The organism is Zymomonas sp., assembly GCF_020216885.1.
Lineage (GTDB): Bacteria > Pseudomonadota > Alphaproteobacteria > Sphingomonadales > Sphingomonadaceae > Zymomonas.
The window spans coordinates 1-13,022 of record NZ_JAIWON010000087.1 but is presented as its reverse complement, the minus strand read 5'-3'; the positions used below and the strand labels follow the sequence as shown (position 1 = coordinate 13,022).

Here is a 13,022-nt window from a genome sequence, read left to right as displayed (position 1 = left end):
CCTAATCGAACAGATATTTCATTCCTTTTTTTTTTTTTTTCCCGATGGATACATCCGTATCCCCTGAATTTTCGCGTATTTTTAACCTAAATCAAATTAGCGAGCAAGCACAGCATGTCAGCTTATGGGCGAATGATATAGAAAAATCGGCTTTAGCTAAACGCTTTTCGTTGAAAGTGATAGATTCACTCCAAGCGAATATTGACTTCTATCGTGAGGGGACAACAGTTGTTGCGCATGGTAGAATAAAAGCTTCTGTCATCCAAAATTGCTCTGCGACAGGTTTCCCCTTACCGATAATGGTTGATGAGGACTTTGCTTTAAGATTTCAACCAGAAGAATCTGAAAAAGACTTCGAAGAAGAAATAGAACTATCACCCGATGATTGTGATACTGTTTTCTATAGCAACAGTCGGATCGACTTGGGCGAAGCTGTCGCCGAAACATTACTCCTCGTTCTTCCCTCGTTTCCCCGCCATCCTGATGCCGATCAGATATTAACAAAAGCTGGCGTCTTGCCAGAAGAGAAGGCCTCGCCATTCTCAATATTAGAAAAGCTGAACGCAAAAACAGCAAACAAATAAAAATTTATCCGTTTTCCTGAAGAATTTGAATAATAGCGCCCGAAAGAAGTGGTTTTCTTTGTATAGCGGCTTGCTCGAGAGGAGGTCCTCCTCTATGAGCCTTTCTGCGGGTCGATCATCCCTGGAGGCGACCCGCTTTTTCTAATTTAAAATTTTGGAGACTAACATGAGCGACACGCTCAATCTGTTGGCTAAAAAGCGCGACCGGGCTGGTAAGGGAGCCTCCCGCGCTATCCGTCGCGAAGGCCTCGTTCCTGCTGTTATTTATGGTGATAAAACCCCTGCAATGGGTATCACGGTAGATCATATTGCCTTGTTTAAAATGTTAAACACTGGCCATTTCATGAACTCTGTTGTTACCATTGATGTTGATGGTCAAAAATTACCGACCATCCCGAAAGATGTTCAGTTCCATCCTGTAACGGATCGAGTACTGCATGTAGATTTTCTGCGTGTTAGTGCAAATAGTCTGGTCGAAGTTGCTATTCCAGTTTCTTATGTTGATGAAGAAAAATCACCGGGCATCAAGCTTGGTGGGGTTCTCAACATTATTCATCATGAACTGAAGCTTAAAGTTAAAGCGACAGCTATCCCTGAAGAAATTGTTGTTTCTGTCGCTGGCCTTGAAGTAGGCGATTCTATTCATCTGAATCAGATTAAGCTGCCAGAAGGTGCCGAATTGGCTCATGATGAACATGAATCAACGGCAGCGACGGTGATTGCACCGTCAGGCATGAAAAGCAATGCTGATGACGAAGCCGATGCAGCTCTTGCTGCTGCAGCTTCCGCAGCTTCTGCTGAAAAGAAAGAAGCTGAAAAATCTGAATAAGGATAATGATCCGCCTGTCATACGGCAGGCGGATTTTTCTTCATATTTTTATATTATTTTCTAGGTAGAACAGAATGCAGATTTGGGCAGGCCTTGGTAATCCTGGGTCATCTTACGCACTTAATCGGCATAATGTAGGCTTTATGGCAGTTGATATGCTAGCCAGCGAAAGATCCTTCGCGCCATGGAAAAAAGCTTTTCAAGGCCAAGTCTCCCTTGGCCAAATTGATCAAGAACGTATCCTGCTTTTGAAACCAGCCACTTTTATGAATGAAAGCGGACGCGCGATTGGTGAAGCCATGCGTTTTTATAAATTAACGCCCGAAGATGTAACAGTTTTTCATGATGAATTAGATATCGCTCCTATGCGGGTTAAGGTAAAAAAAAGCGGCGGGGCAGCTGGGCATAATGGACTTCGGTCTACGATTGCTCACATAGGACAAAGTTTTCGGCGGGTAAGATTGGGTATCGGACATCCAGGAGAGAAATCTCGCGTTCATGATTATGTTCTTGGCAATTTTGCTAAAAGTGAAACAGACAGTCTTGCCGACATGTTAAATGCTATAAATCAAGCGATTCCGTGGCTAGCAAATGATGACGATGCCCGTTTTATGAGTGAAATTGCTTTACGTCGTCAGTCCTAAGCTATGGTTTGTATCCATTAAACGGAATTAAAATAGAAGGATAAAGATATGGGTTTTCGTTGCGGTATTGTGGGTTTGCCAAATGTCGGGAAATCAACCCTTTTCAATGCGCTGACAGAAACCGCGGCAGCTCAGGCGGCCAACTATCCGTTTTGCACCATTGAGCCTAATGTCGGCCAGGTTGCTGTACCCGACCCTCGCTTGAACCAAATTGCAGAGATTGCTAATTCTCAACGCGTTGTTGAAACGCAGTTAGGCTTTGTTGATATTGCAGGTCTTGTTCGAGGCGCATCAAAGGGTGAAGGCTTAGGAAATCAGTTTTTAGGGCATATCCGTGAAGTTGATGCTATCGTTCATGTGTTACGTTGTTTCGAAGACGATGATATTACTCATGTCGAAGGCAAAGTTGATCCAGTCGCAGATGCAGAGATAATTGAAACAGAATTACTGTTAGCGGATCTTGAGAGTCTTGAGAAAAGAGTTCCCAACCTCCAAAAAAAAGCTCAAGGCGGAGATAAAGAGGCGAAAGTCGCTGCCAGTGTTTTGGGGCAAGCTCTTGATTTATTACGTGATGGGAAGCCGGCGCGTCTGACACAACCTAAAGATGTAGATGAAGAGCGTCATTTTGCTCAAGCACAGCTTATTACAGCAAAACCGATCTTGTATGTATGTAATGTTGATGAAGCTGCTGCAGCTGAAGGCAATGAATTTTCTGCAAAAATCTTTGAACGCGCAAAAGCTGAAGGATCAAGAGCTGTCATTGTTTCGGCTGCAATTGAATCTGAAATAGCGACAATGGAACCTGAAGACCGCTCTGTTTTCTTGTCTGACCTAGGATTAAAGGAAACCGGACTAGGTAGAATTATTCGTGCTGGCTATGACCTGCTTGATCTTATTACGTTTTTTACGGTTGGTCCAAAAGAAGCTCGTGCATGGACTATAACAAAGGGCGCAAAAGCACCACAAGCCGCTGGCGTTATTCACACAGATTTCGAGCGCGGTTTTATTCGAGCAGAAACTATCGGCTTTGATGACTATATTGCATGTGGTGGTGATGCTGGAGCTCGTGAAGCAGGGAAGCTGCGTCAAGAAGGCAAAGAGTATGTTGTTACTGATGGTGATATCATGCTGTTCCGCTTCAATGTCTAAAATCTTTTACACCACTATTTCTAGTTAAAGAGTATTTAATCCGGTTAGGAAACACCCAAGGAAATCAAGAAAAACTGATTTCCTTGGGAATGAATATATTTTTTAATAAAATAACTAATTCGAATTATTTTATTTTTGCCATTCAAAATAAAATATCATGCTATTTTTTGCAAAAAATTTTGTAAATTTCTCCAAAAAATTCATTAAAATTAAAAAATAATTCTTATGGTTTCGATACTGAAGCTATAATCTTCGATTTAATGGCTTGAAATAAAAGAGCCTGAAAGGCAATTCTCTATAAGAGATTTTGAATTTTGGGAGATATATACGGTGCATCTTAAAGTTGCGGTTCAGATGGACCCTTTGGAATCTGTTAAGATAGCGGGTGATTCTTCCTTTGCTCTTATGCTAGCAGCTCAAAAACGTGGTTATAAATTATGGCATTATCTGGCTTCAGATCTCAGCTATAAAGAAGGTCGGGTCGTTGCAAAAGCGCATCCCATTCAAGTGAATGCGGTTCAAGGTTCTCATTATACCGAGGAGCCTGAAGAAGAGATTGATTTAGAAAGTGATATTGATGTTGTTTTAATGAGGCAGGATCCCCCTTTTGATCTTGCTTATATTACAGCCACCCATTTGCTTGAACGCATAACGAATAAAACTTTAGTAGTTAATAATCCCGCGGCTGTAAGAAATGCGCCTGAAAAATTATATGTTCTGGATTTCGTTCAATTCATGCCACCGACATTGATTACGCGCGATGTCGAACAATTACGGACTTTTCATAAGAAGCATCATGAAATCGTAGTTAAACCCCTTTATGGTAATGCTGGATCCGCTGTATTTTATATCGGCCATGACGGGAAAAATATTGGCGCCCTGTCAGAATTATTTGGCGAAGTCTGGAGAGAACCTTATATGGCACAGGCTTTTATCCCAGATGTTAGTAAGGGCGATAAACGAATTATTCTAGTCGACGGGGAAGTGGCGGGCGCTATCAATCGAATCCCCCGTCAGGGTGAAATTAGATCTAATTTAGGTGTCGGAGGAACAGCCGAGGCGGCTTCTCTTACTGAGAAAGAAAAAGAAATTTGTCAGATTTTAGGGCCAGAATTAGCAAAGCAAGGCCTCCTATTTGTCGGAATTGATGTTATTGCAGGATATCTGACAGAAATAAATGTCACATCTCCGACTGGCATTGTTGCGATGGATCGTTTTAACGGTAGTGATGTTGCCGGTATGATATGGGATAAAATCGAAAATAAAATCAAAAGCCTATAAGATGCTATTTATCGGCGCGGGGGTGTGCCGCCCGATAAACATCTAGCAAACGAGCGGCATCAACTGCTGTGTATATTTGCGTAGAAGAGAGGCTTGCATGGCCTAGTAACTCCTGTAAGCTACGGAGATCTGCCCCCCGCCCCAGTAGATGAGATGCAAAGCTATGACGTAACGCATGCGGTGTTGCCTTGATATCAAGACCAAGGTGGTAACGCGCCTTGCGGACTGTCCGCCGTAGGACGTCAGCTGAAAGAATGCCTCCTTTCGCACCCCTAAAAAAAGGCTGACTTCCAGAAAAAGCATAAGGGCAAAGCCGGATGTAGGTTTCCATTGCTCTTTTTACTTTTTCTAGCAAAGGCACAATGCGTATTTTAGATCGCTTACCTACAACCCTTAAAGTCGTCTGTAGGGGTAATATATCACAGGTCAAATTAAGCGCTTCGCTTATCCGAAGACCAGAACCATATAAGAGAAGCAGCAAGGCTAAATCACGCGCCTCTATCCATTGTTCTGAAGCCTCTTCGCTGACTTCCTTTGCTAAAGCGACAGCGTCTTCAGGTGATAAAGGTCTTGGGATGCCTTTCTTTACCCTTGCTCCTTTTATAGCCGGAATGGGATCTAGACCTATAAAGCGCAAAAAAGCACGTATCGCTGAAATCTCGCGAGCGACAGAACTATTAGCTAGGCCGGATTGACGACGATAAGCTAGAAAAGCTCGGATTTCTGCAATATCAGTTTTTTGGAGCGTATTTTTATCAATTAAATCACCGCGATGATTTCCAAGAAAGCTAATAAAACGATGGACAGTGGCCATATACGCCCGAATACTATGAGGCGAACGCCGCAATGAGAATTGCAAATATTGTTCCCATTGCGTAACCAGCAACCGCGCAGGATGACTGTCTTCAAACCAATTCTTGTTTTTCATTAGACAGTTTTCAGCAATCTATACTTGGATGAATGGTATCAAAAGCAGGGATGTTACGCGCAACCGTCTCGATCCGCTCAGGATTAACCTGATCTAGGCATGGTATTTCTGCTAGGATAGAGACTTTACCATATTTTTCGATAGCCTGTCTGTTTTCTTGATTTTCGGTACCGCTTAAAATGACACCTGCTATCGGAATTTTCCGAGAACGGAGTGCTTCCAAACTAAGAAGTGTATGGTTAATTGTTCCTAACCCGCTTTTGGCCACCAAAATAACAGGCAATTGACAATCCTGAATAAAGTCAATCATCATTTTATCGGGTGAGATGGGCACCATCAAACCACCAGCACCTTCAATCACTAAAATTTCGTTATCCTTTAAGGAAGGCAAACGAATATCATGTTTTGTTATAATGCGATTTTCTTGTTTTGCGGCAGCTTCAGGTGATAATGGCGCGGCCAAAGTAACGGCCGAGGGAATTAATTGATCATCAGAGATTTTAGCCAATCGTTTAACGACTACACTATCACCCTCTTCTTCCGATAAACCTGTCTGAAATGGCTTCCAGTAAAAAGATTTCCAAGCCTTAACAAGGCATGCTGCTGTTAATGTTTTTCCAATACCGGTATCTGTGCCCGTTACAAAGACACCTTTTCTTGATGATTTTCGAAAAGAGCCATAGCCTACATGATAGGTAATCTTTTTCTCTCCCTGATCAAATAGTTTTAAAAGAGTCCTCAATTTAGATACAGATAATGGGGGGATAGTCTCCTGCGGTAGAGAGGCTCCTATTTTTTTAAAATGGCGAAGGAAGGTAAATCCACTTTGAGGATAGTCGATAATTTTTTCAGATGTCCATTCGCCCTGCCCTGAAGCGGGCCAATCGGATTGAAGCTCACTTATTGAAGAACATTCCATTATAGGACAAAGCAAGCTTCGCTGATGGTATAGCTGTCGCCACTCATGAAAGCTATTTTCGCATAAAGTTGAAACCCACAACTGACCATCGGGGTTAAGCTGCTCAATAAGACGGCGTAGCCCTTTCTGTCTATCAGTAAACCACTGCAAACTAAGGCTGGAACAAATCAAGTCATAGAAAGGATATTGGGGAAGATTTTCGCCATCTAACACTTGAAAATTGAGAGCATTACTAAGAGGATCAAATTTTATTTTTGCTCGTGCTAGCATCGCAGGAGAAATATCTGAGACAGTAATCTCAGCCTTTGGGAAAAGACGAGTAAGTTCTTCTGTCAAAAAGCCAGTTCCACAACCAAATTCTAATATTTTAATTGGTAAAAATGTAGAATTCGGGAAAGTTAATTTGATTTTCTCAGCTAATTTTTTAGCAACAATTTTTTGGACAAATGCAGCTTGATCGTAAGCGCTTGCCTTTCCAAAGCGCTCTATAATTTGATTTTTTCGCGACTTATCCTTCATTTTATACATTTCACTACATCACGAATAAAATTAGCGCAGAAATTGGGGTCTGTAATCGGGAGTAAATGGCCGCCGTTTTTATTCCAACGAATAGGCGTAGATGTTAGGAAACAAGCTTTAGTCAAAGAAACTGGGACGATGGGATCTTGATCGCTGGCCATAATGGCTATTTTATGCGCCTGTTTCTTTGCAATACGGCGATTGTCTTGCGTCATCAAAAATTCCAAACCATTATCCAAAGCAGCGAGATCATATCGTTTTTCTGAGATATTAAAGAATCCTAAAGTCTTATAAAATTGATCAACTGTTTTTTTTGCATCTCTATGAAGTGCTAGCTGCATCCGCTTGGTCACTCTTTGAGGCACTCCAAAAGGCCAGTCAGGATCAGCAAAAAAACGGGAAAATCCATTAATCGAAATCAATTTAATACAAGCGGCAAGAGGTTGCTGTAATAACCAAAGGAAGCCAAGGGAATGCCCTACGGCGATAAAAGGCTGCGACCAATCATACTCTAACTTGGACTGGCCAAAATAGCCAAAATCAAGGCTATCGCCGTTATGCTGCCCCATAGCCTGCCGCACAGGTTCCCAAAAATTTCGATCGAATCCCCATCCATGCACAAAGAGAAAGCGAGGGATTTTCATACCGAAGATCCTTTGTGTATTTCAGCTGCTAATTTTTTCATAACACGACTCAGATGTTCTAGCATGGCGTCGTTATGAAGAGAGGTTAAAGCGAAGCGAAGACGTCCAGCATGAAGCGGCACAGTTGGAGGACGGATTGCAATAGCAAGAATACCCTTGTCTTTTAATTTTTGCGCAGCCAACAAAGTGGCTTCATTATTACCGATCACAACAGGAATAATATGGGTAGAAGATAAGCCAGTATCTAACCCCATAGATTGGAATTCTTTTCGGATATGATCCGATCTTTCAGTAAGTTGTTGGCGTTCTTTTGACAAAGTCGGAAGAATATCCAAAGCCGCATCCATTGCCCCAATCATTGATGGCGGTATAGCTGTGCTATAAATAAATCCAGAACAGCTATTCACAAGCCAATCACAAAGCAACGTGGATCCTGCAATATAAGCTCCAAAGCACCCTAACGCTTTACTAAAGGTTCCCATAACCAAATCAGCCCCCTTAGCGCCCCCAGCAAGCCCTCTGCCATTTTCTCCGAGAACGCCTGTTGCATGGGCCTCATCCACATATAGAAAGGCATTATATTTATCAGCGATTTGACGAAGCGTTCCGATGTCTGCCTGATCGCCATCCATACTAAAAACGCTTTCGGTTATAATAAAGCGGAGTCCATTTACCTGTTTTTGTTTTTCTAGAAGCTGTTCTAAATGAAGCAAATCGTTATGGCGAAATCGGATTTGCTTAATACCGGCAGCGGAGCATCCAAGATGGATACTTGCATGATTTAGCTTGTCCGTAAAAACAAGAGCCTTATGACCCGTTTGTTCAAGCGAGAGTCGAAATAAGGCGGGTAAAACTGAAGCATTAGCTTGCCAGCCAGATGGAAAGAGTAAAGCAGCTTCCTTGCCTTTTAAAAGAGCCACTTTTTTTTCGACTTCAAGATGTATCGATAGCGTTCCAGAAACCAGACGCGAAGCCCGAGAGCCAACCCCGAATTGGTCTGACCATAACTGGGATCGTTCTTTTAGAAGAGGGTGGGAAGAAAGACCAAGGTAATCATTAGAAGAAAAATCGCATAAAAGCTGATTATCAGAAAGAGCGCTAATTATTGCGCCTTCTTCTGGCTTGATACCAGATATCGTCCGTCTTAACTTTTTTTGATCAAGACCAATAAGGGCTTGATGAAAATGATGGTCAAAACACGTCATAACAATATTCCAATCAAGCCGCCCTATTACCATTCTATAGATAAAATCTTAGCTAAGGTCGTGACAATGAATAATCCCAATTGGTTGAAAGACGGTCTTTCTCACATTTGGTTACCTTATACGCAAATGCAGACAATGACTGCACCAATTCCAGCTATAGCAACAAAAGAAAGCCGTATTTATTTAGCCGACGGACGAGAGCTGATAGACGGTATCGCATCATGGTGGACCGCCTGTCACGGCTATAATCATCCTTATATTTATAAAAAAGCTGAAGAACAGCTTCGAGAAATGCCTCATATTATGTTTGGCGGGATTGTCCATGAGCCTGCTTTGCGATTGGCAAGCCGCCTAGCGAAAATTTTGCCAGATGATCTCAATCACGTTTTCTTTAGTGACTCTGGATCAGTAGCGGTCGAGGTCGCCTTAAAAATGGCTATGCAATATTGGCTGAATAAAGGCGACACTAAACGGAAGAAGCTATTAGCTTTTAGAGGGGGCTATCATGGGGACACCATGGCGACCATGGCGATCTGTGATCCAGAAGAAGGGATGCACAGTCTCTTCACGGGGATTTTGCCAGAGCATTACATTGTTGATTTACCAAGAGACGAAGAGAGCATAGCGCGCTTTGATCTTTTTCTGGAACAGCATCATACCGAAATTGCAGCGATTATTACTGAACCTTTGATACAAGGTGCGGGAGGAATGCTGTTCCATTCTCCAGAGGTTTTAAAGCGTCTGCGTTACTTTGCCGACAAATATAATCTTCTTCTGATCTTTGACGAAATTTTCACCGGCTTTGGAAGAACGGGTAGCCTATTTGCCTTTGAACAGGCAAATGTCGCACCAGATATAATAACGCTTTCCAAGGCTTTGACGGGGGGGACGATGGCTTTGGCAGCAACCGTTGCGACGACTTCTATTTTTAATAGTTTTCTGTCGGATAATCCCATTCATGCGTTAATGCATGGCCCAACCTTTATGGCAAATCCCCTCGCTTGTGCCTGTGCTTTGGCCTCTTTGGACTTGTTTGAACAAGAAAACAGGTTGGAGCAAGTCGCCCAAATTTCACAACAGATGACTGACGAATTAGCCCCTTGTCGGGCGTTGCCTAGCGTCAAGGATGTCAGAGTGATGGGGGCGGTAGGTGTTGTCGAGTTGGAAAAGATAAACGATATGAATAAGCTGAAAAGCCAATTATTGGAGCAAAATGTTTGGATACGCCCCTTCAGAAATATCGTTTATCTGACACCAGCCTTTACGATTACACCTAAAGAATTACGGAGCCTAACCGCAGCCATCTACAATGTGCTGTCACAAGCTATTTAGCGAACCCACTGTGCCAGCCAGTCGGCAATAGCCTGGGGCGTCATAGAGCGGGCATCAGCCAGAGCCGTGACATGCCCCAGGTTCAATAATTTGTCTGTTTTGGGATCAACAACTAGTAAGGTCGGAGCGCCTTTCAAACGATCATTTAGACCGTAATGCGCGGGGATAGACAGATTTTTATCGAAGCGTCCTACATCAACCGTAACGATTTCATAATGTTTATCCATAAACCGTTTTAAATCCGGCTGATCGAACATGCCGCCCAAGATTCGGCAGTCAGGACACCAATTGCCGCCAAGATCAATTAAAAGGAGCTTGTTGGCTTTTTTGGCTTTGGCTCGAGCGTCAGCAACGGCTTTTTCAGCATGTGCCCGCTCATTGTAAGGCATAGGCAAGGGATGCGCCAGTTGATCAAAATTGGAGATAGCGATCTTGGGTGCTGGCACCGCATTGGCTGGAGAAAAGGCCATGAACATAAGCAAGGATACGGGAATCAGACGACGCATATCGCAACACCTCAAGCCAAAAGCGGATAATATTACCTGAGGTTATAATAAAAAATATTAAAAACAAGCCTCTTGTAAAAGGGAAGAAAGCAAAAAGGTTAAAATACATCAAAAGCTTTAAAAAGAGATATTTTTAGTTGAATTATGAATGAACGGAACATTCTAAGCCCATTCACATACTATATTATATAGTGTTTGCAATCGGAACAAAGCTCGTGATTATGCCATTCTGGTCTTTGTTCAGTTATCGGATTCTGTTCCGGAAAAGAGGCAGTAATGTTTAAAAATATCTTGCGATTACTTGTAGCAGCCATTGCTGCTTCCTCATTGACAGCGACCGTTGTGACCCCAGCTTTAGCGCATCATCATGGCGGCCCAGGAGGACCTGGAGGTTGGGGTGGTGGCCCAGGACCCGGTGGTTGGGGTGGCGGCCCCGGGGGATGGGACGGCCCGAGACATCATCATCGCGGTGGTGGTGGTTGGGGCCCCGGTGCAGCCTTTGGTATGGGAGCGCTTGGCCTTATGACGGGAGCGATTATTGCAAATGGCTCCTATAATCGGGGATATTATGATGGTGGCGGCTATTACGGCGGTTACTCTGGCTATTATGGCGGCGGCTACGCCAATTGTAACACCCGTATGCAATGGGACCCGTATATTGGAGATTATGTCTCAATGAGGGCATGTTACTAGGATATCGGAATAGGGCTGTTAGGCAGGCAAGAACGCCTGCCTATCTGCTATAAAGATTGAAGCTTTTGCATCGAGTGGCCATAAAGATATAAATGCTCTTTTCTTTATTAAGCGGATCAAATTTACGTGAAACGCCGCATCCCTGTTTTGACCACCAATCCTTCTTTGGGGATTTTGACCTATAGCTTGCCAGAAGAACAAGCTGTTGCCGCGGGTCAGATTGTCAGCATCCCCTTGGGTCCCAGACAAATATTAGGGATGCTGTGGGAAGAGGACGTTTCAAGTCAGGTAAAGATCGCAGATAACCGACTACGTCCGGTGAGCAAGATCTATGATTTGCCTGAAGCGAGTCATTTTTATCGGAAATTTATCCAGTGGGTTTCCTCATACTATATGGCACCCTTGGGTGCCGTTCTTCGTATGGGAATCCCTTTTTCACCTGCAACGATAGAAAGCAGGGAAATCAAGAATTATTATGTCCCCAAAAGAGAATGGCTTAAATTAACGCCTTTAAGACAAAAGGCTTTAGAAAAACTTTCAGGGGAAAAAGGCTCTGTCCGTGAACTGGCAGAAAAGGCAGAAGTATCACCCGCCGTTATTCGCGCTTTGATCAAAACGGGTTTGATAACAGAACAAAAAACACCCTTAGAGATAGCTTTATCGCTACCCGATCCTGATTTTAATGCCCCCATTCTTTCAGAGACACAAAAAAAAGCAGCTGAAATCTTAAAAAAATCCATAGCGGAAAAGAGCTTTGAAACTTTTTTATTGGATGGCGTGACTGGATCAGGAAAAACCGAAGTCTATTTTGAGGCGATTGCCCAGACTTTGCGTGACGGTAAACAATCTCTGATATTGTTACCTGAAATTGCTTTGACAGAGCCTTTTTTAAAACGCTTTCAAGCGCGTTTTGGCTGTGAGCCTGTTGTTTGGCATTCTGATTTATCGCAAGCGCGCCGCAGAAAAAATTGGCAAGCGATTATAACAGGCCAAGCCAAAGTGGTTATTGGCGCGCGATCAGCCTTGTTTTTACCGTTTAAGGCAATAGGTCTCATTATTGTTGATGAAGCGCATGAAACCAGTTTCAAACAGGAAGATGGGGTTTGTTATCAAGCGCGAGATGTCGCAGTCATGCGTGCCAAATTCGAGAATATTCCTGTTATCTTAGCAACCGCAACACCTGCAATTGAAAGCGTTATGCAGGTGCGTTTGGGGAATTATAAAGAAATACGATTAGCAGAACGCCATGGATCAGCAGGGTTACCGACTATTCATGTGATCAACATGGCCGAACAGGCCCTAGCTAAAGGTCGGTGGTTAGCCCCGCCATTGGTGAAGGCGTTGACTGGCGCAATAGAACGCCATGAGCAAGGCCTGCTTTTTCTTAATCGAAGGGGCTACGCCCCTCTCACCCTGTGTCGGCATTGCGGTCATCGTATAAAATGTCCCCATTGCACCGCATGGATGGTTGAGCATCGTCAATTAGGACAAATGATTTGTCATCATTGCGGTTTTACGATGCCTGTCCCAGATAAATGCCCCGAATGCCAAACAGCCGATAGCCTTGTCGCTTGTGGCCCCGGAGTCGAAAGAATCGCAGAAGAAGCAGCTTTGCTTTTCCCAGAAGCCCGCATTGAAACCATTACATCAGATACATTAGCAACCCCCAAACAAGCCGCCGAATTTGTTGAGAAAATGGATCAAGGTGCCATAGACATAATCATTGGCACCCAGCTGATAACCAAGGGATATCATTTCCCAAGATTAACCGTTGTAGGGGTGGTCGATG

Annotated in this window: 13 protein-coding genes; 8 read left to right on the top strand and 5 right to left on the bottom strand. The window is 43.4% G+C overall.

The features are described 5' to 3' along the window. Positions 1–44 precede the first annotated feature (44 nt). The 5 genes from LDL18_RS04785 (at position 45) to gshB (ending at position 4,487) form a co-directional block, all read left to right on the top strand. The gene (locus LDL18_RS04785) at positions 45–584 is read left to right on the top strand and encodes a DUF177 domain-containing protein (protein ID WP_296507298.1); all 540 of its coding nucleotides are present in this window, start codon (positions 45–47) and stop codon (positions 582–584) included. 166 nt (positions 585–750) lie between these two features. Continuing rightward, complete coding sequence (locus LDL18_RS04780; protein WP_011241635.1) at positions 751–1,413, top strand: 50S ribosomal protein L25/general stress protein Ctc; 663 nt, start codon at positions 751–753, stop codon at positions 1,411–1,413. Between the two features lie 74 nt (positions 1,414–1,487). After that, positions 1,488–2,057, top strand: a complete 570-nt coding sequence (gene pth, locus LDL18_RS04775; protein WP_296507295.1) for an aminoacyl-tRNA hydrolase — start codon at positions 1,488–1,490, stop codon at positions 2,055–2,057. A gap of 48 nt (positions 2,058–2,105) precedes the next feature. Beyond that, positions 2,106–3,206 carry a redox-regulated ATPase YchF gene (ychF, locus tag LDL18_RS04770; RefSeq protein ID WP_012817597.1) on the top strand — a complete coding sequence of 367 codons (1,101 nt, stop codon included), beginning with the start codon at positions 2,106–2,108 and terminating at the stop codon, positions 3,204–3,206. Between the two features lie 330 nt (positions 3,207–3,536). Next, positions 3,537–4,487, top strand: a complete 951-nt coding sequence (gene gshB / locus LDL18_RS04765) for a glutathione synthase (protein WP_296507292.1) — start codon at positions 3,537–3,539, stop codon at positions 4,485–4,487. A 4-nt stretch (positions 4,488–4,491) separates the two neighbouring features. Here gshB and LDL18_RS04760 read toward each other — a convergent pair whose 3' ends face one another. From LDL18_RS04760 to LDL18_RS04745, 4 genes are read right to left on the bottom strand one after another with little or no spacing between them, the layout of a single operon-like run. Beyond that, entirely contained in the window at positions 4,492–5,415 is a 924-nt protein-coding gene (locus tag LDL18_RS04760; protein ID WP_296507290.1) for a tyrosine recombinase XerC, read from the bottom strand. Positions 5,416–5,425: 10 nt separating this feature from the next. Further along, complete coding sequence (bioD, locus tag LDL18_RS04755) at positions 5,426–6,853, bottom strand: dethiobiotin synthase (protein ID WP_296507288.1); 1,428 nt, start codon at positions 6,851–6,853, stop codon at positions 5,426–5,428. Continuing rightward, positions 6,850–7,497 (bottom strand): alpha/beta hydrolase, encoded by a 648-nt coding sequence (locus LDL18_RS04750; protein WP_296507287.1) that lies wholly within the window; start codon positions 7,495–7,497, stop codon positions 6,850–6,852. Before LDL18_RS04750 ends, bioD begins: the two co-directional genes overlap by 4 nt. Next, on the bottom strand, positions 7,494–8,702 hold the full coding sequence (locus tag LDL18_RS04745) for an aminotransferase class I/II-fold pyridoxal phosphate-dependent enzyme (RefSeq protein ID WP_296507286.1): 1,209 nt from the start codon (positions 8,700–8,702) through the stop codon (positions 7,494–7,496). The genes LDL18_RS04750 and LDL18_RS04745 overlap by 4 nt, the downstream gene beginning before the upstream one ends. A 66-nt stretch (positions 8,703–8,768) precedes the next feature. Between LDL18_RS04745 and LDL18_RS04740 the strand changes: the two genes are divergently transcribed. Then, positions 8,769–10,034 (top strand): adenosylmethionine--8-amino-7-oxononanoate transaminase, encoded by a 1,266-nt coding sequence (locus LDL18_RS04740; RefSeq protein ID WP_365974748.1) that lies wholly within the window; start codon positions 8,769–8,771, stop codon positions 10,032–10,034. Here LDL18_RS04740 and LDL18_RS04735 read toward each other — a convergent pair. Continuing rightward, the gene (locus tag LDL18_RS04735; protein WP_296507282.1) at positions 10,031–10,540 is read right to left on the bottom strand and encodes a thioredoxin family protein; all 510 of its coding nucleotides are present in this window, start codon (positions 10,538–10,540) and stop codon (positions 10,031–10,033) included. The genes LDL18_RS04740 and LDL18_RS04735 overlap by 4 nt on opposite strands. Before the next feature lie 276 nt (positions 10,541–10,816). On the opposite strand from LDL18_RS04735, the gene LDL18_RS04730 reads away from it, so the two are divergent. Both LDL18_RS04730 and priA read left to right on the top strand, forming a co-directional pair. Further along, a complete protein-coding gene (locus LDL18_RS04730; RefSeq protein ID WP_296507280.1) occupies positions 10,817–11,233 on the top strand; it encodes a hypothetical protein in 417 nt (138 codons plus the stop codon). Between the two features lie 126 nt (positions 11,234–11,359). Further along, positions 11,360–13,022, top strand: a 1,663-nt coding sequence (gene priA, locus LDL18_RS04725) for a primosomal protein N' (RefSeq protein WP_296507278.1), incomplete at its 3' end; no start/stop codon positions are given.